Origin of the sequence: Sulfurimonas sp. HSL3-1 (genome assembly GCF_039645995.1) — a bacterium.
Classification (GTDB): Bacteria; Campylobacterota; Campylobacteria; order Campylobacterales; family Sulfurimonadaceae; genus Thiomicrolovo; species Thiomicrolovo diazotrophicus.
The window spans coordinates 824,578-843,574 of record NZ_CP147920.1 but is presented as its reverse complement, the minus strand read 5'-3'; the positions used below and the strand labels follow the sequence as shown (position 1 = coordinate 843,574).

Genomic DNA, 18,997 nt, shown 5'->3' with positions numbered 1-18,997 from the left:
TAGTGGATATTATATCAGAGGTGAACGATTTTTGCCCCGAAACCGCCCAGCTGCGGGGGGGCGTCTTCGAAACTTTTAACGCTGGGGTGTTCTTTGAGGAACTCCTTGACGGCGTAGGCGAGTTTGCCCGTGCCGATGCCGTGGTAGATGATCACCTCGTCCCACCCCTGGATCAGGGCGTCGGAGATGAAGACGTCCATCTTCTCCCGGGCCTGTTCGGCCCGCATGCCGTGCAGATCGAGCTTGAGTCCGCTGCGCTTTTCGACTTTGTTGCTCACCTGTACCTTCGGTTTCGGCGCAGCCGCTTTCCCGGCGGGTTTGAGCTCGTTGCGCCTCACGCGCAGCCGCATCCCCTCGACTTCGATCGTCGCTTCCTTCTCCTTGAGCGCGACGATGACGCCGCGCTGCTTGCGGTACTTGACCTCATCCCCGACGTTGAGGGCGACAGGGGCCGTTTTCTGCTTCGCTTCGCGCTTTTCGGGCAGCTGTTTGTTCGCCTCGTTCATCGCCCGGTGGATCGCCGCCGTATCCCCCGCTTTTGCCGCCGCTTTGGCGCTGTCGATTGCCTGCCGGAACTCGCCGCGCAGGCGCCGTTCAAGCTCCTCGTACTCCCGGCGCAGGCTCTCGCGTTCATCCTTCAGCACGCGCTCACGCTCCTCCAGCCGTTCCAGACGTTCGTCCGCATCGGCGTGTTTGCGCCGCAGCTCCCGCTCCAGTTCGCTCCCCCGCTCGATAAGGAGGTTGAGCTTCTCGTGCTGCTCGCCGTAGACCTCCTTGGCGCGCACGACGATCCCCTGGGTGATTCCGTAGCGCAGGGCTGTCTCGAAGGCGTAGCTTTTGCCGATGATCCCCTGCAAAAAGTCGTAGGTGGGGACCCGTCGCTCCTCGTCGTAGACGGCGGCGACCAGTTCGACGTCGTCGCGGTCCGCCATCAGGGAGGCGAGCCGTTTGTGGTGGGTCGTGACGACGATCTTCTGCCCCCGGCGGATCAGGTCGTCGAGGATCACCTTGAAAAGCGCCGCCGCTTCGTCGCTGTCCGTCCCCAGTTCGATCTCGTCAACCCCGACCAGGGCCGATTTACGCTCGAAAAGACGGGAGAACTGCTGCATCCGCCCGGCAAAGGTGGAGATGTCGTTGCGGACATTCTGGGGGTCGTCGATGACCGCTTCGATCTGTTTGAACGACCCGATGCGCGAACGGTGGGGATTGAGCTTCATCGGCAGCAGGTACTTGGCCATCAGCGCCGCGGAGAGGATCGATTTGAGCAGCATCGTCTTTCCCCCCGCGTTGACCCCCGTGATCATCAGCACCGAAGCGCTGAAATCGAGGCTGACGGGTTTGGGGTTGGAGAGGGCCGGGTGCTCGAAGGCCTCAAGCACGATCGCCTCGCCCGGCTGCGCCGCGACGATATGCAACCCTTTGGCACGGGCGAAAAGCACCCGGGCCTGGTAGTGGTCGAGGCGGTCGAACTCTTTGTCGATAAAGCCGATAAAGGGCTGCAATTCGCGCAGCTGCGCCGAGAAGCCCTTGGCGTACTCGTAGTAGCGCGCATCGCGCTCCTGGGTCAGGGCGCGGATCTGCTCTTTGGATTTGAGCAGGGTGTCGGGGGTGACGTAGAAGAAGCCCGCCCCCGTCCGGCCCACGACGCTGCCTTTGAGCACGGCGCTGAAACCGCCGCGCACCAGCAGACACTCCTCGTCGTTGATGTAGTGCACCTGGGTATCGACGAGGTAGCTGCGCAGCCTGTCGGCATAGAGCAGCCGTTTCATCTGCGCCGCGACATCGCCCTTCTGCGCCTTGATCCGTTCGGCGATGGCGAAGAGTTCCTCGTCGAGCTCCTCTTTGAAGTGCCCCTTCTCATCAAAGTGGCGCTCGACCTCTCTGAAGGCGTCGGGGACGATGACGGAGGCCATCCACTCCCCGATGATTCCTTCGAAGCCTTTGTTGCGCAGGGTGCGGAAGTAGCGTACGACCTTGATGAGCTCGAAAATCTGTTCGAAGCTGAGCACCCCCTGCTTTTTGAGGTGGATCAGGATCGTATCGAAGGCGGTCGTTTTCGGCGGGGCGGGAAATTCGAGGGCGTCAAGGGCACGGATGTACTGATAGTGGCGTCCCTGGTCCCCTTCGATATAGAGGGGCTTTTTACGGCTGAGGAAGCTTTCGATCTCGGCGACGTGGGCCTGGAGATCGAGCTGATCGAGCAGATGGCCGAAAGCGCTCATCGGCACCCTGCGGCGTCGAAGATCTGCCCGGCGTGGGGCGTGCCCGCGTTGGCGATGAAGCTCTGGGTCCCGACGCTGAGCGTAAAGGTGCGGTCATTGACCTCCACCCCCCGGCACTCAAGCGTCTGGTGCTGGTTGAACTTCAAAATGACGGCGCGGACATGCTCCTGCTCTGTGTCGACGGAGCGGTTCCAGGCCACGGCCCCCATGATGATGAGCAGCACGACGCCAGCCATGGAGAGCTTCTGGCGGTGGGTCAGTTCGGTAAAGAAGTGCATCCCCGCATAGAGCAGTGCAATGACGGCGACGATATAGACGTAACTCATTTTTCTCCCCGGAGCTGATAGGTGATGTCCCCGGCGCCGAAGCCGATGATCAGGCCCGATGCCGGCGTTTCGACAATTGTACCCTCTTTCAGCACTTCAAGACCGCAGCCGCTGCGTTTGACGCGGTCGGCCAGCAGCGGGCTGTAGGCGCTGAAGACCCCTTCGAAATCGATGATGCGGGGCTCTTCCCCCGCCGCCCAGACCGGCAGGATGATCAGACGGTCCACCCCCTCGAAACAGTGCGAAAACGCCTCGAGGTTGTCGATGGTACGCGAATACTTGTGGGGCTGCCAGACGGCCGTGATCGTCTCCAGACCCAGCAGGCGGGCATAGGTGCGCGCCGAGGCCATCGTCGCGGCGATCTCGGTGGGGTGGTGGCCGTAATCGTCGATCAGAACGCATTTCTCCCCGCTGTCGATAATGTCGAAGCGCTTCTTGATCCCGCGGTAGCCGAGGATCTTCTCGCGGACCGTCTCGACCGGCATCGTCTGGACCGCGGCGAGGATCGCCAGCGCCGCATCGAGGGCGATATGCTCGCCGAAGCCCCAGACGTCGAAGCTCCCAAGCTCTTTCAGGCGGAAGCGCGTATGCGGTTCGCCGTCGTGCAACACGTATTCCACCTCCGAGATGTCCCGGCTCGGGTAGAGCCGGATCGCATCGCCTTCAATGGTCGAGAGAAACGCATCCTCCGCGTTGATGACCCGGATCGCGGCCGAAGCGATAAAGCGGCGGTACGCGTCGTAGAAACGGTCGTAATCGTACTCGTAGTACTCCATGTGCTCGGGTTCGGCGTTGGTAACGATGGCACAGTAGGGGTTGGCGTTCAGGAAACTGCCGTCGCTCTCGTCCGCTTCGAAGATGAGCCGGTCGTTCGTATCGTTGTAGCGGACGTTCGAGCCGAACGCCTTGGACTCGGCCCCGATAATGGCGGATCCTTCCATGATGGCCGCCAGGATCGCCGACGTCGTGCTTTTGCCGTGAGCCCCCGCCACGGCGTAGACCTCTTTGTCCTGCAGGATACGCAGCAGCGCTTCGCGGCGCGGGAGCACCTCGATCCCTTTCGCTTTCGCCGCCGCGACTTCGACATTGGTCGGTTTGATAATCGCCGAATGCACGACGAGATCCTGGTCCGTGATCGCGCTCGCGTCGTGGGGAATGGTGATGGCGATCCCCTTCGCTTTCAGCTGCCGTACGATGCGGTTCTCCGCGATGTCGCTGCCGCTGACCTTATTGCCTTTATGGTCCATGTACTGCGCCAGTCCGGAGATGCCGATCCCCCCGATGCCGATGAAATGGATCTTCACGATTCGCCCGTCCCGTTGTCGTCAATGCGGAACGCGCTGATATAGAAGGTCCCGTTGCGCTGGGTCGCGTCCAGGTCCGCCGCGTCGTCGAGGAACTGGCCGAAATCGGGAATCCGCTCGGCATACGCCTTGTGCCGCGTCATCGCTTCGGAAAAACGGGCGTCGTCGCTGAGCCCCGCCAGGATCTCGAAAAGCGCCGCCGCATCGGCAGCCTTGCCGGCACTGTAATGCTCCACGGCATACTCGTACAGGGCCCGCAGCGTGGCGAAATCTTTCACATCCGTCATCTGCATGCGGCGCGCGGCCCCCAGGGCGTCCGTGAGGTTTTCCAGCGCCAGGTCCAGGATATTGGCGTAATAGGCGATCAGCGTCTTTTCGTCAAAACATTCGTTCGCCTCCTGCTCCAGCACGTAAAGCCCGGCGATATCCGCCGCCTCCTGCGCCTTGAGAATCTTCGCTTTCAGCGCTTCGGTCTTATCCATTCATCGCCTCCTTGATACGTTCGAGCGCCATGCGCGTGCGTTCCGGGCGCTCGACGAGCGCAATGCGGATGCGCCCTTTGCCCGGGTTGTTACCGTTGATATCGGTGCGCGCCAGGTATTCGCCCGGCAGGACCTTCAGGTTGTAGTCGCGGTAGAGCTTTTCGGTGAAGGCGATCGCATCGTCCACCTCCAGCCAGAGGTAGAAGGTCGCCTCCGGGACCGCCGTGCCGAGGATCTCAGTCGCGATCTCGAAGTTCTCGCGGTAGACGGACCGGGCCTCGGCCACATGTGCCTCATCCGCCCAAGCCGCCGCCGCGGCGGTCTGCAGCGGCAGGGGCGACGCGCAGCCGATGTAGGTGCGGTACTGGCGGTACCCCTCTAAGATGGCCGCATCGCCGGCGATAAACCCGCTGCGCAGCCCCGGGGCGCTGGAGCGCTTGGAGATGGAGTTGAGTGCCAGGACGTTCTTGAACGCTGTGTTGCCGACGGCCGCGCTCGCCTCCAGGATACCCGCCGGGGCTTCGTTCGGGTAGATCTCGCTGTAGCATTCGTCGTTAAGCAGTACGAAATCGTACTCGAGTGCCAGCTTGACCCATTCACCCAGCTCCTCGAGGGAGAGGCAGCTGCTGGTCGGATTGTTCGGGAAGTTGAGGATCACCAGATCGCTCGACTGCAGTACCGCCGGATCGACCTGCGGTTTGAAGCCGTTGGCAGCGTCGAGGTTGAGATAGTTCACCTTCGCGCGGCTGGCGATTGCCGCCCCTTCGTAGATCTGGTAGAAGGGATTGGTGAAGGTCATGACCGGGTCGGGCTTGTCAAAAAGGAGGTACTGGGGGAAATTGAAAAGCACCTCGCGGGTCCCGAAGCAGGAGACAAGCTGGTCTTGCTTCAGGGTCACGCCGAAACGGCGTGCGACGAAATCGCGCATGGCGCCGTTAAGCATCTCCTCCCCCGCCGTTTTCGGGTAGCGGCGCAGGGTGTCGGCACTGCCGCACAGCGCGTTGCGGATAAAGGCGGGGGTCTCGAACTGCGGCTCCCCGATGGTCAGCGTCAGCGGGGCGTAGGCGCTGTTGGGCTCGATGGGATCAAGCAGAGCACTTAGTTTTTCGAACGGGTAGGATTCAAACTGCATTCTCGTCCTGATTTTTTTGGCTCTATTATACTTTGTGACCCATTATAATCTGCTATACTTTTGCAGCACCGGGGGCCTTCAAACCCCCGAAAGGAGCCCGATGGAACCTTTCCCTTGCTACAGCCGCCTCGCGCCTGAATCCCGACGCCTCGTCGATACCCACGCGGAAGCGGTCCGGCTCCAAAGCGGTGCGGAGCTCTTCGGCCAGGGTGACCGCTGCGCGCAGGTCCTCTTTCTCGGCGAAGGGAGTGTCCGCGTCTTCCGGCTCCACGAATCGGGCCAGGAGATCACTCTCTACTTCCTCGGTCCCGGCGAGCAGTGCAACGTCAACCTCAACAGCGCTTTTACCGGGACCCCCGCCATCGGGAGCGCCGTCGCCGACGGGCCGATCAGCGGCTACCTCTTCCCCGCCGAGATCGTCAAGCAGATCTACACGGCCGAGCGCGACTACCAGCACTACATTTTCGCCCTCTTCGCCAAACGGCTCGAATGCATGGCGGGGCTGGTCGAAGACGTCCGTTTCAAGAAACTGGACGATCGTCTCCGGGAGTGGCTGCATGCGCAGAACACCCCCAGAATCCCCATCACCCACGAAAAACTTGCCGCCCACCTCGGGTCGTCGCGGGAAGTGATCAGCCGCCTGCTCAAAGAGCTTGAGCACCACGGTGTCGTGACACTCCACCGGGGAATGATCGAACTGCTTTGATCCCCCCAAAACCGGCATATTGCTTAAGCTGACTTTATAGCAAAAAACAAATTTCAAGCGCACCTTTGACCCAAATGCTCTAACAGTGTACAATGGCGGCATCTTTTTTTAAAAAGGCTCCCTTTGATAAGAACTCTTGCATTTTCGGCCGCCCTCCTCCTGCTCGCCGGCTGTAACGATTCAAGGAAGACATCGCCTGAGGCCGCGCCGAAGGCGGCAGCCCCGGTGGAAACGCCTGAGCCGGCAGTTGAGCCTGCACCGACACCGGTCAAGGAAGCCGCGGACAACAGTTCGGTCGCAGCACCGGTCTCCGCCGCCGAAAAGGCACCTGTTGCGCAAAGCGCTTCTGTCGCCGAAGCCTCTCCGGCCGTACTCTTCCAGAAGTGCGCCGCCTGCCACGGCAACCAGGGCGAGAAAATGGCACTGAACCAGTCCGCCGCCATCGGCGAATGGGAAAGCAAGCGTATCGCCGACGCCATCATCGGCTACCAAAAAGGCACCTACGGCGGCGCCATGAAAACCCTGATGCAGAACCAGGTCAAGGATCTGACCCCCGTTCAGGTCGAGGCCCTTTCCGACTACATCGCCAATCTTTACGTGAAAACCCACTAAAGCACGCCGATGCAGACGCTGGAAGAGACCCAGATCAAGATCGTCATTTTTCTCGTCATAGGCGCGATCTTCCTCTACGTGCTGACGCGAAAGAAAAAATAGGTTATACTTATTTTTCTTTCAACAGTGAGGAGGGGTTTATTATGCAGGAATTAACGCAGTTTCAACGCGACCGAAACTGGTTCGTCATCTTTTCAGTCGCTTTTGTTTTCGGGATTGTCTGGACACTGATGGGGGATACGAGCGGGAAACTGCTCTATACGGTGATCGCTTTCGCGCTCTTTATCCATTCAGGCGTGACGATGGAACTTCACGCGCACCACGCCGAACACGACCATGACGGCAACGGCTGATTATCTTTAACGCTGCGGTATACGGACAAAAACACGGATATCTACACTTTACAGGGAGCGCGCAGGCAAGCTGCGCCAAAATATTCCGCCCCCATTGAAATAGAGTAAGGTTCTGCCAGCCATCAATGGCTGACGTCGCGGCCAAGCTCCCGCTCTACCGAGTCGATCTTCCCTTTCAACCGCCCCGCCTTTCCTTTGCGGATATCAAGCTTCAGCGCCGAATAGACCCGTTCGCAATCCTCGCCCAGCACCTCGTAGGCCTTCTCGACGACCGCGAGCGCCTCTTTGACGCTCCCCGTCTCAACGATCGTCCCCATCGGGGTGAGCTGGTACGGCAGACCGCTGCGGTCGATCATATCGACGATCCGGCTGACATAGGCGGAGACGGAAGCGCCGTCCCGGCAGTCGCCGCTGGTCGGGAACATGGAAAATTCAAGCAGGACGGAAGTCACGCGCTTCTCCCTTCGCCCTATCAGCGGACTGCCTGGGGATCTAGACGACGCAGTTTTTCAATGTTGTCCCAGGCGTTGTTGTTGCCGTGCTGGGCCGCCATGCGCCAGTACTTGTATGCCTTGTAGCTGTCTTTTTTGACCCCCATGCCCATCATGTGCATGATCCCGAGGTTGTTCATGGCGACCGAACTGCCGTTCTCGGCGGCACGCTCGTACCACTGTACCGCTTCGCCGTAGTTCTTCTTCACCCCTTTGCCCGACTCGTACATATAGCCCAGGTTCAGCTGCGCCTGCGCATGGTTCTGCGCCGCGGCTTTTTTAAACCAGTAAACGGCGAGATCATCGTTCTTGGTTACACCCGCACCCTTGCTGTACATCACACCGAGATAGAACTGCGCTTCCGGATTCCCCTCCGAAGCGGACTTCTTGTACCAGCTCACCGTGCTTGCCTTGTTCACCGCCTCCGCTTCGGTCGCGAAGAGCGCCGTACAGAACAGAAGTACCAAGGCCGTCATTACTGCTTTCATGGTTCTACCCACTTTCACTTATAGATTCCCATATGCTATCTGATATCTATTGAACATAAAATTAAACAAGAAATGAATATTTTTTTTGATACAAAAAGTGATATCCGCCTCTTTTAGACAAAATAGCGGGGGGCCAGTTCCTTCAGACGGCGGTAGATCTTTTCGAAATCCGTCGAATAGACCCGCGTTCCCGACACCGCCGTCATAAAGTTCGTATCGCGCTCCCAGCGGGGGACAAGGTGCAGATGGATATGTTCGGCGATCCCTGCACCCCCGGCCTTCCCGAGGTTCATACCGATGTTGACCCCTTGTGCGCCGAATCCCTCTTTGAGCATCCTGACCCCCTGCTGCGCCAATGCGCTGATGCGGAGCCACGCCTCCGGATCAAGCGTTTCGAGCGCTTCCGTATGCAGATGAGGGATGATCATGAAGTGCCCCGGGGTGTAGGGGTAACGGTTCATCACGGCAAAGCAGTGTTCGTCGCGGTAGAGGACATGGAGCTCCTCGTCCGCTTCGGTATGTTCGCTGATATGGCAGAAAACACACCCCTCGATCGGCTGCCCGCTGATGTAGTCCGTGCGCCACGGCGCGTAAAGAATCTCTTTCATGTAGGGAGTATAGCGCATAATAATACGTATAAGGAAATGAAGAAACGGGGGACGGCCGTCAAATCGCCGTCACCCCTGCGGTGCCGTTTTGGGAGGGGTAAAATGTGCAAGGAGCCGACGGTGCAGCTCCTCCGGGATCTTCCGCAGCGTGCCGTCGGACGCATCGACAGCGCTCCAGGCCATGACACACCGAGCGACCGGTTCGCGGTCCTCAGCCCGCGCGATCGCAACGTGCCATACGCCGCTTTCCGGGCCCAGTTCCGACAAAAGCGTCTCAAGCTCCAGCGTCTCCCCCCAGACGGCGGGCGTCAGGTACTGAATCTGGACACCGTCGCTCTTCACCGCCAGCCCATGCGCTTTGAAATCCTTCGGCGCCCATCCGAACTCCGCCAATGCTGCGACGGCGGCGTCCTCGGCAAAAGCGACATACTTCGTATTGTTGACGTGCTCCAGCGTATCGAGGTCCTGCCAGGTGACGGTCCTCTGCCGTCGGACGGCACGCCCAAACGTGTCGCTGAATGCCGGGAAGGGGCGGTGCGGTACCGTGCGGGGCGTTTCGATCGTCATGCGTTCAACGATCGCCTTGGGGACCGCTTTGGGGCGCATACTCTCCATGTCCAGCGTCACCACCTCCTGCGCCCCCTGGGCGATGACCGCCCCGCTCGTCTTGTGGACAAGTTCGAAGTAGCGTGTGCCGTGGACACGGCGCCAGTGGGCCAGCCAGATCGTCAATTCGAAGGTATCGTCGGGGATAAGGGGCCGAAGCAGATGGATCTGCGTTTCGCGGACCACCCAGGCCAGGCCGAGCTTTCGGCTGTCTTCTATGCCCAGACCGACTGCGGCACCCCAGTCCCAGGCCGTCTCGATCAGATAGCGGAAATAGGTGGGAAGGTGTACCCGGCCGTTCGCGTTGGCGTCGGACCAGTCGACCCGGAATGATTTCGTATAGTACTGTGACATCGGTTTTCCGTCGTGAATAAATTTTGGCATGCGGGGCATAAAGGTACTCCGGCGCCGGGCCGCGGCCCCGGCAAACTCATTTCAGTTTCATGGGGTGCAGGGATCGGTACTTGTCCGGCAGCACTCTTTGTTGAATGGTTTTCGGCTTGGGGATACTTCCTGAAACAAGGGGCGCAAAGGGCGTGCCGGGTTGCGGTGTCAAATAGATGTCCGAGCCCTGCGATATCGGCTTCTGCCACGGGGGCGACGCCCACGGAAGCAGCAAAGAGAGCTGGCATTCATAGGTCTCACCGTCGCGGGGGTCTTTGCCCGAATGCACGGACATCTCAATCGTGACGGTGCCGTTATAGCTGTAGGTGTACTGGCCGTCACCGTTGAGGTCGAAACGGAAAAACTTCCCGGCAATGGACTGGTGCTGGGCGTTGTAGACCGTACACATCACCTGCGCATCCGACGAACGGACCTTGACCAGTTTGACGGGGACTTTGAACGTAAAATCCACCGGAGCGCCCCAGGCGGAAACAGTGGCGATGAGGGCTATCAAAAGCAGATGTTTCATGATCCTCACCCCTACTGCGTCCGGCCGTGCATCTCGACGGTCGGTGTCGTTATCACGGGCGTCGTGTAGCCTGTCCGGTCGACTTCAACATATTCGGGTGCCGCCTGCACCTTGCCGCTCATCTGGATCGGCGGCGTCGCGATCACCGTACCGAAAGCCACTGCCGTACCCGCCAGCAGCATGAGTATCATCCATTTTTTATGCATCGCTCACCTCCCATTCCACAGTATACCAGTTTAAGCACTCTGGATTATATTAAGGCGAAGACGAGGTCGGGGAAAAGGATGACGATGCCGATCGCCAGGAGCTGCAGCAGAATGAAGGGGATGATCCCCCGGTAGATCTGCAGGGTCGTCACCATCGACCCGGCCGCCCCTTTAAGGAAAAAGAGCGCCAGGCCGAAGGGCGGGGTCAGGAAGGAGGCCTGAAGGTTAAGGGCGATGAGGATGGCGAACCAGACGGGATCGATGCCGAAGGCGTGCATGACGGGCACGAGGATCGGCACGACGATGAAGGAGATCTCGATGAAATCGATAAAGAAGCCGAGGATGAAGATCGCCAGCATCGCCACCCCGATAAAGACCCACACGTTCCCGATATCATGACTGAAGAACTCCAGCACGAGGTCGCTGCCGCCGAGTTCGTTGAAGACAAGGCTGAAGGCCGTCGCCCCGATCAGAATCATAAAGATCATCCCGCTAAGTTTAACGGTCTCCAGCAGGGCGTAGCTCACCATTGCGTAGCTCAGGGTGCGGTTGAAGGCGCTGAGCGCAAGGGCGCCGACGACGCCGAAGGCCGCCGACTCCGTCGGCGACGCTATTCCGGCGAAGATGGAACCGAGGACCGCGACCATCAGCAGCAGCGGCGGGGCGATGGCCGTCAGCGCCTTAATGATGCCGACGTGTTCTCCCCGGGCCGCCGCCGGGGCGGCTTTTGGCTTCAGCGCCGCATAAAGCAGAATATAGACGATATAAAGACCGACCAACACCAGGCCCGGCAGCACCGCCCCCATGAAAAGCTCGCCGACGCTGACGTTCATAACGTCGCCAAGAATGATCAGGATGATCGACGGCGGGATGATCTGCCCGAGCGTCCCGCTGGCCGCGACCGTGCCCGACGCCAGCCCTTTGTCATACCCCGCGCCCAGCATCAGCGGCAGGGCGATGATGCTCATCATCACGACCGAAGCGCTGACAATCCCCGTCGAGGCGGCGAGGATCGTACCGACGAGCACGACGCTGACGGCCAAGCCGCCGCGCAGCCCTCCGAAGAGGCCGCTCATCGTCTCGAGAAGCTTCTCGGCCATTTTTGATTTTTCCAGTATTAGCCCCATGGCGATGAAGAGCGGGACCGCCATCAGGGTCGTATTGCCCATGATGCCGTAGATGCGGAACGGCAGCAGACTGAAGACCTGCAGCCCGAGCTCGGGGATGAGCAGCGCAAAGAGCAGCGCGACACCGCCGAAAACGAAGGCGACGGGGATGCCCGAGAGCAGCAGCGCCAGCGCGATGACGAACATGGCCAGCGCGATCACATGCTCTCCTTCAGCGCATGCCACGCCTCAGCCAGTTCACGAATCGCCTGCAGGATCAGCAGGGCAAACGCCAGGGGGATAAGCGCCTTGACGACGAAACGGTAAGGGAGTCCGCCCGGGTCGGAGGAGGCTTCCATCTGCGCAAAACTCATCAGGACGAAATCGAAACTGACGTAGAGGATCAGCGCGGAGACGGGCAGCACGAAAAAGAGCATCGTCACGACGTTCACGACCTGTTTCGTCCGTTCGGAGAAGCGGTCGTAGAAGATGTCGACACGCACATGCGCCCCGCGGTGCATGGCGTAGGCGACGCCGAGCATAATGACGACGTCGAAAAGGTGCCACTCCAGCTCCTGCAGCGCAACGGAGCCTTCATGAAAAAGGTAGCGGCGGGTGGCGTCAAAGACGATCAGCAGGACCAGCGCGCCCAGTACGGCGGCGCTCAAGGCGCCGACGATGCTGATCAGCTGCCGGATAAGGCCGAACTTCCTGCTTTCAGTCATGCCTTGAGCGTCACTTCTTGAGCAGTTCGCTGAAGATCATTTCCAGGTCTTTGTCGCTCAGGTACCCCGGGATGATCTCGGAAACCTCGCCCTTGCCGTTGAAGACGATATTAAAGGGGATGCTCCCGTTGAAACGGGCGCGCGAACCGATGTGCTGGACGATCGCCATGTTGTCTTCATATTCGAAAACAGGGTAGTTGAAGCCCGCTTTCCCGGCGATCTGCGCGCGTTCCTGCGGCATCATGCGTCCCTGCATATGGATACCGATGATGCCGATGCGCCCCCCGTAGCGTTTTTTGAGCTCCTCCAGGTGCGGGATCTCCTTCTTGCAGTAGCGGCACTGTTTGCCGAAAAAGTTCACCAGTACCGGTTTGCCGTCATACCCTCTAAAGCGCATGCCGTTAGGCATCTCCGTCGCAGCGATCGTCTTCTCGCCGGCCGCCTTGAGCGTAAACATCTCCACCGCACCCGCCGAGCTCATCGTCAGCAGCAGTGCCGCCATCATCATGATTATTCTTTTCATCTTACTCCCATTTTTCCTATGAATTTGTCTGATCGCAGGCGCTGTTCCTAGAAGGGAAGCACGCCTTTGAGCTTGTCGCCGACCGCGCCGCCTCCGGCAAGTTTTGTCGCCTCCTCGGCCAGTTTGCCGAGCATCGTATTCTGATCGCCGGCGAGTTTGTCGACGTCGGCGATCCCCGCCTGGGACGATTTCAGGTCGGCAAGCTGTGCCGCGGTGTCCCCGCCCAGCAGCGATTTGAGCTCACCCTGATACTTTTCAAGCTCCTTGCCCATCGCTTTGCCGAGCCCCCGGGAGATCTGGCGGTCCAGGTCGGATTTGACGCCGATGGTCGGCGCCGTCAGTGTTCCGCCCAAGGTCGTGTCCAGCTTGAACGCGGAGATCCCGCTCAGGATACCCGAGACGATCTCACCCGTTTTGCCGCTGAGCCCTTCGGCCGTGATGGCCGCGTCGCTGAACGCGAAACTTCCCTCCCCGGCGAGCGCCGTGGCGTCGCTGAGACTGAGCGTCCCCGTCATGGCAAGGTTGCTCTTGTCCAGCAGCACCGGTTTCATGTCAAGTGCATTCAAGGGTATCCGCAGCGCTTTGAAGTTCACACTGTCGAGAACGGTATCGCCCAGGCGGTTGTCTTCGCCCTCAAGCACGAGCCCTTTGACCGTCGGGCCGTCGCTGGCCGCCTTGAAGCTCAGCGGCCGCCCCAATGCCTTCTGGTTGTCGGAGATGTCACGGACGGTGCCCGAGAACGCCTGGGTCTTGAAGAGGCCGTCGATCTGTGTCAGTGCGATCAGCAGATCCGGGCTGGGGACCGTCTGCGGGTAGCGCATCCAGCGCCCCTCGCCCCGCGGCGGCACCGCTTCCTCCGGCGGATTCTCATTCCCGGCGCTGCCGAGGTAGGGAGAGACCATCGCGTAGTATTTGCGCGCCATGGCCAGGTACCCCTTGATCTTCTCGCCGAAGAGCCCGCCGATGACGTTCAGGGCCCCGTTGCCGTCGAGGGTATAGGTTGATTTGAGGCGGTTGTAATCCGCCATCGGGGCCTCTTTGACCTGCTGCATCAACACAGCGATGCGCTTGCGGTCGCTGTCGAAGTCTGCTTTGATCTTCTCAAGCGCTTTCTTGCGCGCATCGATCTTCGCCTTGAACGCCTTGACCTCCTGGGCCAGCTTGAGCATCGACTGCGGATCTTTTGACTTGCTCATCGTCTTGAGGTTCTCCAGGTCCCCCTGGAGCTCGGTAAGGCTGTCGCCGCTGAGCTCCTCTTTGGAGGTCTTCTCCCAGCGTGCCTTGATCTCGCCGATCTCTTTTTGCGCATCGTTATAGACCTTGACTGACTGCAGGTCCGCTTTGGCGATGAGGGTCTTGGGATCGGGAAATTCGAATGTCGGGAGTGCGAATCCCTCCCCTTCCGTTTTCGCTGCCGCTGCCTCCTCGGCCGTTGCAGGCGATTTTTTCAGTGTCGCCGGGGTGTCGAAGCCAACGCCGCTGACAATCATCTTCTCGATATGTACCCTGTCCATCAGCAGTGCCGAGAGGTCGGCGTCAAAACTGATCAGCTCCGCCGAAACGGCGTCCACGCCCTCTTGTTTCCCCGCGACTTCCAGGCGGTGGAGCGTGACGGCCCCCTTGCTGAAGTCGGTATCGACCGCGCCGACGCGGACATCGCGCTGAAGCGCGAGGCTGCCGCCCGTTTCCACCGTCCATTTCAGCAGCGGGTCGATGACCAGCAGTGCGACGGCAGTGACGATCCCGCCCCCGGCAACGTAGAGACCCGCACCCCACCAGCGCACCGTCGGGTCCAGGTGCGTCGTTGCTTTGAGGAAACCGAAGGTCCCCAGAACGGGGCGCCGTTCCAGGAAAGACGCCAGCACCGTGCGGTAACGTCCGATCAGCCATCCCAGCAGCAGATACAGCGGTACGGCCAGCAGCAGTGAGACGACCGTCGCCCCCATGACAAGGGTATTGTTAAAGTGCGTCAGGCGGACGAAACCGTTGTTATAAAAGCCCGTCCAGAGCCCCTGAAGCCCTTCGCTGCTGAGGATGGTGTAACCAAGCTGTTCGAACCAGGGGTCAAAGAGGTAACCCATTCCCGCAAACAGTGCCGCCGAAACGAAGAAGAGCCCCAGGTGAATGTTGAGCAAGAAGGCGAGCAGAAGGATCACGGCATTCTGCAGGCCGCTGATGGGCGTCAGCCCGGCGATCATCCCGAGGGTGATTGCCAGCGTCACCTGCCAGGGGCTCTGGGCGGAGTTCAGAGCTTTGAAAAGCTTGAGAAGAAATTGCATGGGGGCTCCTTTGGCTACGGGACTTGTGGTAGTGCCCGTATTATATTACAAAATAATTTGCCGTCGGTTACGCTTACGGACGCCCCTAGATAAAGTTCGGGGCGTCGTTGGCGAAATAGATGATGTCGCCTGGGCGCGTTTTCTCGGCCAGCACGGAGGTCAGGGTGCTCTTCTCTTCGAGGTAGAGGACGTCCGAAACGTTCAGCTGTGCTTTGAACTGCGCGGCATTGAGTTTTCCGGTGACGATGACAAGGTCGAACACCCCGTTGATCGCCTCAATCAGTTCGCGGTTGAGGGCTTCCGTGCTCTCCACCAGCCCCGGGGTGACAATCACTTTGCGTCCCGGGTGCATGGAACAGAGGCGGATCCCCTCCTTCATCCCGTCGATATTGCCGTTATAGCCGTCATCGAGAATGACCTTGCCGCCGGCGTCGATGCGTTGCAGACGGTGTTCGACGGGCTGGAGGGCATCGACCCCTTTCATGATGGCGTCGTCTGTCATCCCCATCGCCCGCGCGATCAACACGGCCGCCTCGATGTTCACGGCGTTGAAGCCGCCGAGGACCGGAGCATGCAGCTGCAGGGGTGCCTCATCAAGGGCGAGGTCGAACGACGTCCCCTCCAGGTCGGCGGCGATGTTTTCGATCTCCCTGCCGAAGAAGCGCACCTTTTCATGGGGCTCATCCGTTGCTTCAAAGTGTACGAAGGCCTGTTTCAGGCGGGGTGACTGGATCAGCTCCAGCTTGGTGCGCACGATCGTCTCCAGATCGCCGAAATACTCCAGGTGCTGCGGCCCGACCTTGCCGACGACGGCGTAGTGCGGCGCCACGAGCTGGGCGATCTCCAGAATGTCGCCGGGACGGCGCGCCCCCGCCTCACAGACGTAAACCCGGGCCGTTTCGGGAAGCGCTTCGTTGATATCTTTGATGATGCCGCCCAGGGTATTGACACTGCGCGGCGTCATGTAGACCTCGAACTGCGTTCCGAGCAGCTGGGCGATGAAGTTCTTCATGCTCGTTTTGCCGTAGCTCCCCGTCACGGCAACGACGGTCAGCCCCTCCAGGCGGGCCAGTTTGCGCTTCGCCTCTTTTTTGTAGGCGAGGAAGAGGAATTTCTCGATGCCCGTGGAGAGCAGCCACGCCAGCAGCAGCGGGAGGAAAAGCGGCAGGGTGCCGCAGCTCTTGATAAGACAGAGGAAATCGCCGAACAGCGCCAGCGCACTGAGCAGGATGAGGAAACGCTTGACCCGCCAGGTCAGCACCAGTTTCTTGTCCAGGCGCACGTACCACCAGACGAAAGCGCCGAAATAGAGCAGGAAAAAGAGCGGGAAAAATTCGCCGAGGATGAAATAGGCTAGGAACGGCACGACGAAGTAGAGAAGGTGCCAGCTGCGTTTGTGGTGGTTGAGCACGACGCGCTCGAGCTTGTAGCTGTACCACTGCAGGTTAAGGATGAGATACCACCCGAGCGTCAGGACCAGCGCAACGTTGGTCGCGAACGCCACGGTCTGCGCCAGCGCCGGGTTCACTTCACGCTCCGGGTGAATTCGGCGGCGATCTCCGCCGCCACCGCTTCGGGCTGTTTCAGGAAGAAGTAGTGGTCTCCCTCCATCGCGACCAGACGGCTGTTTTCAATGAGGGTGTCGATCTTCTCCGCGCTCTTCATCGGCGTCGCCGTATCGTCGCGTCCCCAGCACAGCAGCGCCCGCCCGCCGAAATGGCGGAAGGTGCCCGAAAAGTCTTCATTGACGACGCGCTTGAAGGTCTCGTACATCACCCGGTTCAGCGACTTGGCGTCCTCGGCGACGAAACGTGCGCGCAGCTGGGCCAGCCCCAGGTTCTTGAGCAGCTTGAACGCGGCGATCTTCGCCCGTACTTTCAGCGGCTTGGGCCAGACGATCCCCGCGGAGGAGAGCAGCACCAGCAGCCGGGGGCGCAGCAGGGTCGCCACCTTGCCGCCGAAGGAGTGTCCGACGATAATCTCCTTGTCGTTGGCATTGATCTGCGCCAGGAAAAGTTCCATGATGTCGGCGTAGCCTTCGCTGTCCAGTGAAATCGGCGCCGTCGAGTTGCCGAAGCCCGGCAGGTCGATGTAGACGTGCCGGAAAGTGTCGAGTGTCCGGCCGAACGCCTGCTTCATCAGCTCCTTGTTCGATCCCCAGCCGTGCAGGAAAACGATGGTGTGCTTCGCCCCGGGATTGACGATCTCATAACTGACCGAGAAAGTCTGCTGGGCGTATTGAAGGGTCTTGATGGCCACTATTTTCCTTTGGCTGCATTGATGGAGTGGATATATTTGTAGTCAACCTGCGGGCGGCGCGCACGCGGCAGGTTCGAGAGCAGGTCAGCGACGGCTGCGGGGAAATCCGCGAAAAGATAGTTCGCCATCGACCCCGGGATGGGGTTGATCTCGTTGAGATAGACCTCGCCGTCGATGACGAAGAAGTCGCAGCGGATCAAGGCCCCTTCGAACAGCCCTTCGTAGATGGAGGCGAATGCCATTTTGAGCTTCACCGCCAGTACGTCATCGATCGCGGCGCTGCCGACTTCCCCGCTGCGGGCGAAGTCCAGGTACTTCTTGTCGAAATCAAGGAACTCGTTTTTCTGCGGCTCTTCGATGATGGAGTAGACGATCCCCTCCGCCCCTCGGTAGCCGGCCAGGTTGTACTCTTTGACCCCGGCGATGAAGGGTTCGACGATAACGCTGTCATCGAACTCGAAGGCAACGTCGAGGGCATAATCGAGCTCCGCGGCGCTTTTGACGACGCTGACCCCGATGGAGCTGCCCAGGCGTGAAGGCTTGACGATGCAGGGCATGGACGTCGACACCTTATGCTCCGCCGCGGCGTGCAGCTCTTCGTATGCCACCGTTTTGACGCCGCGGCCCGCGGCGAACCACTTGGTCATGCGCTTGTCGAAGCTCAGTACCGACGCATCCGTGCGCGGACCGATGAAGGGAATATCGAAGAACGACAGCAGCGACGCGACCGTCCCGTCCTCGCCGTCCGCGCCGTGAATCAGGTTCAGCACCGGCATCGCATGCTCGGTGGAACCCAGGCGGCGCTTCTGGACGAACGCCCCTTTGGTCAGGGTCAGCACGGGGGCCTTTTTATAGTCGCCGGAAGCAAAATACTTCGCCTTCATGTTGCCGCGGTCGATCAGGTAGAAAGTGTGGTCCTGGTCGCAAAACACGAACGTCAGCTCATAGCCGGAAAGTTTTTCCATCACGGTGATGGCGCTGACGATGCTGATCTCGTGCTCGTAACTCGCGCCGCCGAATACAATCGCTAATTTCAAGGTGATCCTTACAGTTTCTGAAGTAGTTTGAGCGCCTCTTTGACGAGGGCGGAGGTCTCGGTGCTTTCGCATTTGGCCAGGGCCTTGGCCACTTCCTCTTTCTTGAAGCCCAGGGATTCCAGGGCCTGTGCCGCTTCGCCGGAGGCAGCCGGGACGGCCGCGTGTCCGGCGGTCAGTTCGATGTCGAAGCCGGCCAGCTCGACGAGGATCCGCCCTGCACTCTTGGGGCCGATACCGGGCACGCGCTTGAGCTGGGCGATGTCGCTGGCCGCGATCACCTGCCCGAACTGCGCAGGCGTGAAGGTCGAACAGATCGCCTGCGCGACCTTGGGGCCGACGCCGTTGATCTTGATGAGCCGTTCGAAAAGCACTTTTTCGCTCTTCTCAAAAAAACCGAACAGCAGCTGGGCGTCTTCGCGGATAATGTGGGAGGTGTGGAGTTTGACCCGCGGTTCGCGGATGGCGCCGTAGGTCTGAAGCGAAATAAAAACCTCGTAGATCAGCCCTGACACGTTCAGATGCACCAGTGTTGGTTCTTTGTGTTCTACCGCGCCTTCAATCCCGACGATCATCCCCGCTCCTGCAGCCAATTTGGTTGTTATTGTAATGCAAAGGGGGT

The 18,997-nt window shown here is 60.0% G+C and carries 22 protein-coding genes; 3 read left to right on the top strand and 19 right to left on the bottom strand.

Annotated features, from left to right (window positions below):
• Positions 1-14 precede the first annotated feature (14 nt).
• From WCY31_RS04365 to WCY31_RS04345, 5 genes are read right to left on the bottom strand one after another with little or no spacing between them, the layout of a single operon-like run.
• The gene (locus WCY31_RS04365) at positions 15-2,222 is read right to left on the bottom strand and encodes an endonuclease MutS2 (protein WP_345973309.1); all 2,208 of its coding nucleotides are present in this window, start codon (positions 2,220-2,222) and stop codon (positions 15-17) included.
• Positions 2,219-2,548, bottom strand: a complete 330-nt coding sequence (locus WCY31_RS04360; RefSeq protein ID WP_345971046.1) for a hypothetical protein — start codon at positions 2,546-2,548, stop codon at positions 2,219-2,221. Before WCY31_RS04360 ends, WCY31_RS04365 begins: the two co-directional genes overlap by 4 nt.
• A complete protein-coding gene (murC, locus tag WCY31_RS04355) occupies positions 2,545-3,852 on the bottom strand; it encodes a UDP-N-acetylmuramate--L-alanine ligase (RefSeq protein WP_345971045.1) in 1,308 nt (435 codons plus the stop codon). Before murC ends, WCY31_RS04360 begins: the two co-directional genes overlap by 4 nt.
• Positions 3,849-4,334 (bottom strand): hypothetical protein, encoded by a 486-nt coding sequence (locus tag WCY31_RS04350; RefSeq protein WP_345971044.1) that lies wholly within the window; start codon positions 4,332-4,334, stop codon positions 3,849-3,851. Before WCY31_RS04350 ends, murC begins: the two co-directional genes overlap by 4 nt.
• Entirely contained in the window at positions 4,327-5,466 is a 1,140-nt protein-coding gene (locus tag WCY31_RS04345; protein WP_345973307.1) for a succinyldiaminopimelate transaminase, read from the bottom strand. The genes WCY31_RS04350 and WCY31_RS04345 overlap by 8 nt, the downstream gene beginning before the upstream one ends.
• A gap of 100 nt (positions 5,467-5,566) precedes the next feature.
• On the opposite strand from WCY31_RS04345, the gene WCY31_RS04340 reads away from it, so the two are divergent.
• The 3 genes from WCY31_RS04340 (at position 5,567) to WCY31_RS04330 (ending at position 7,137) form a co-directional block, all read left to right on the top strand.
• Positions 5,567-6,172, top strand: a complete 606-nt coding sequence (locus tag WCY31_RS04340) for a Crp/Fnr family transcriptional regulator (protein WP_345971042.1) — start codon at positions 5,567-5,569, stop codon at positions 6,170-6,172.
• Between the two features lie 123 nt (positions 6,173-6,295).
• Positions 6,296-6,784, top strand: a complete 489-nt coding sequence (locus tag WCY31_RS04335; protein ID WP_345971041.1) for a c-type cytochrome — start codon at positions 6,296-6,298, stop codon at positions 6,782-6,784.
• 143 nt (positions 6,785-6,927) lie between these two features.
• Positions 6,928-7,137, top strand: coding sequence for a hypothetical protein (locus WCY31_RS04330; RefSeq protein WP_345971040.1), 210 nt, complete (start codon positions 6,928-6,930; stop codon positions 7,135-7,137).
• Positions 7,138-7,259: 122 nt separating this feature from the next.
• On the opposite strand, the gene WCY31_RS04325 is transcribed toward WCY31_RS04330, so the two are convergent.
• From WCY31_RS04325 to ruvA, 14 genes are all read right to left on the bottom strand, one after another.
• The gene (locus WCY31_RS04325; protein WP_345971517.1) at positions 7,260-7,562 is read right to left on the bottom strand and encodes an MTH1187 family thiamine-binding protein; all 303 of its coding nucleotides are present in this window, start codon (positions 7,560-7,562) and stop codon (positions 7,260-7,262) included.
• A 47-nt stretch (positions 7,563-7,609) separates the two neighbouring features.
• A complete protein-coding gene (locus tag WCY31_RS04320; protein WP_345971039.1) occupies positions 7,610-8,116 on the bottom strand; it encodes a tetratricopeptide repeat protein in 507 nt (168 codons plus the stop codon).
• 113 nt (positions 8,117-8,229) lie between these two features.
• Positions 8,230-8,724 (bottom strand): HIT domain-containing protein, encoded by a 495-nt coding sequence (locus tag WCY31_RS04315; protein WP_345971038.1) that lies wholly within the window; start codon positions 8,722-8,724, stop codon positions 8,230-8,232.
• Between the two features lie 69 nt (positions 8,725-8,793).
• Entirely contained in the window at positions 8,794-9,684 is an 891-nt protein-coding gene (locus WCY31_RS04310; RefSeq protein ID WP_345973305.1) for a thioesterase family protein, read from the bottom strand.
• Between the two features lie 76 nt (positions 9,685-9,760).
• The gene (locus WCY31_RS04305; protein WP_345971036.1) at positions 9,761-10,243 is read right to left on the bottom strand and encodes a hypothetical protein; all 483 of its coding nucleotides are present in this window, start codon (positions 10,241-10,243) and stop codon (positions 9,761-9,763) included.
• An 11-nt stretch (positions 10,244-10,254) separates the two neighbouring features.
• On the bottom strand, positions 10,255-10,449 hold the full coding sequence (locus WCY31_RS04300; RefSeq protein ID WP_345973303.1) for a hypothetical protein: 195 nt from the start codon (positions 10,447-10,449) through the stop codon (positions 10,255-10,257).
• Between the two features lie 44 nt (positions 10,450-10,493).
• Positions 10,494-11,777, bottom strand: a complete 1,284-nt coding sequence (locus WCY31_RS04295; protein WP_345973301.1) for a TRAP transporter large permease subunit — start codon at positions 11,775-11,777, stop codon at positions 10,494-10,496.
• Entirely contained in the window at positions 11,774-12,280 is a 507-nt protein-coding gene (locus WCY31_RS04290; RefSeq protein ID WP_345971033.1) for a TRAP transporter small permease subunit, read from the bottom strand. The genes WCY31_RS04295 and WCY31_RS04290 overlap by 4 nt, the downstream gene beginning before the upstream one ends.
• Before the next feature lie 10 nt (positions 12,281-12,290).
• Positions 12,291-12,803, bottom strand: coding sequence for a TlpA disulfide reductase family protein (locus WCY31_RS04285; protein ID WP_345971032.1), 513 nt, complete (start codon positions 12,801-12,803; stop codon positions 12,291-12,293).
• A gap of 47 nt (positions 12,804-12,850) precedes the next feature.
• Positions 12,851-15,082: a TIGR03545 family protein gene (locus WCY31_RS04280; protein ID WP_345973299.1), complete on the bottom strand. Its 2,232-nt coding sequence runs from the start codon at positions 15,080-15,082 to the stop codon at positions 12,851-12,853.
• Positions 15,083-15,167: 85 nt separating this feature from the next.
• Positions 15,168-16,610, bottom strand: coding sequence for a UDP-N-acetylmuramoyl-tripeptide--D-alanyl-D-alanine ligase (locus WCY31_RS04275; protein ID WP_345973297.1), 1,443 nt, complete (start codon positions 16,608-16,610; stop codon positions 15,168-15,170).
• Complete coding sequence (locus WCY31_RS04270; protein WP_345973295.1) at positions 16,607-17,341, bottom strand: alpha/beta hydrolase; 735 nt, start codon at positions 17,339-17,341, stop codon at positions 16,607-16,609. Before WCY31_RS04270 ends, WCY31_RS04275 begins: the two co-directional genes overlap by 4 nt.
• Positions 17,341-18,378: a D-alanine--D-alanine ligase gene (locus tag WCY31_RS04265; RefSeq protein ID WP_345971028.1), complete on the bottom strand. Its 1,038-nt coding sequence runs from the start codon at positions 18,376-18,378 to the stop codon at positions 17,341-17,343. The genes WCY31_RS04270 and WCY31_RS04265 overlap by 1 nt, the downstream gene beginning before the upstream one ends.
• Before the next feature lie 8 nt (positions 18,379-18,386).
• Positions 18,387-18,950, bottom strand: coding sequence for a Holliday junction branch migration protein RuvA (gene ruvA / locus WCY31_RS04260; RefSeq protein WP_345971027.1), 564 nt, complete (start codon positions 18,948-18,950; stop codon positions 18,387-18,389).
• Positions 18,951-18,997: the final 47 nt, after the last annotated feature.

Excerpts from the sequence above, each read along its gene's own strand:
- WCY31_RS04365 (WP_345973309.1), bottom strand. The coding sequence starts at position 2,222 with ATGAGCGCTTTCGGCCATCTGCTCGATCAGCTCGATCTCCAGGCCCAC.
- WCY31_RS04360 (WP_345971046.1), bottom strand. The coding sequence starts at position 2,548 with ATGAGTTACGTCTATATCGTCGCCGTCATTGCACTGCTCTATGCGGGG.
- WCY31_RS04350 (WP_345971044.1), bottom strand. The coding sequence starts at position 4,334 with ATGGATAAGACCGAAGCGCTGAAAGCGAAGATTCTCAAGGCGCAGGAG.
- WCY31_RS04345 (WP_345973307.1), bottom strand. The coding sequence starts at position 5,466 with ATGCAGTTTGAATCCTACCCGTTCGAAAAACTAAGTGCTCTGCTTGAT.
- WCY31_RS04340 (WP_345971042.1), top strand. The coding sequence starts at position 5,567 with ATGGAACCTTTCCCTTGCTACAGCCGCCTCGCGCCTGAATCCCGACGC.
- WCY31_RS04330 (WP_345971040.1), top strand. The coding sequence starts at position 6,928 with ATGCAGGAATTAACGCAGTTTCAACGCGACCGAAACTGGTTCGTCATC.
- WCY31_RS04325 (WP_345971517.1), bottom strand. The coding sequence starts at position 7,562 with ATGTTCCCGACCAGCGGCGACTGCCGGGACGGCGCTTCCGTCTCCGCC.
- WCY31_RS04320 (WP_345971039.1), bottom strand. The coding sequence starts at position 8,116 with ATGAAAGCAGTAATGACGGCCTTGGTACTTCTGTTCTGTACGGCGCTC.
- WCY31_RS04315 (WP_345971038.1), bottom strand. The coding sequence starts at position 8,724 with ATGAAAGAGATTCTTTACGCGCCGTGGCGCACGGACTACATCAGCGGG.
- WCY31_RS04310 (WP_345973305.1), bottom strand. The coding sequence starts at position 9,684 with ATGTCACAGTACTATACGAAATCATTCCGGGTCGACTGGTCCGACGCC.
- WCY31_RS04305 (WP_345971036.1), bottom strand. The coding sequence starts at position 10,243 with ATGAAACATCTGCTTTTGATAGCCCTCATCGCCACTGTTTCCGCCTGG.
- WCY31_RS04300 (WP_345973303.1), bottom strand. The coding sequence starts at position 10,449 with ATGCATAAAAAATGGATGATACTCATGCTGCTGGCGGGTACGGCAGTG.
- WCY31_RS04290 (WP_345971033.1), bottom strand. The coding sequence starts at position 12,280 with ATGACTGAAAGCAGGAAGTTCGGCCTTATCCGGCAGCTGATCAGCATC.
- WCY31_RS04285 (WP_345971032.1), bottom strand. The coding sequence starts at position 12,803 with ATGAAAAGAATAATCATGATGATGGCGGCACTGCTGCTGACGATGAGC.
- WCY31_RS04280 (WP_345973299.1), bottom strand. The coding sequence starts at position 15,082 with ATGCAATTTCTTCTCAAGCTTTTCAAAGCTCTGAACTCCGCCCAGAGC.
- ruvA (WP_345971027.1), bottom strand. The coding sequence starts at position 18,950 with ATGATCGTCGGGATTGAAGGCGCGGTAGAACACAAAGAACCAACACTG.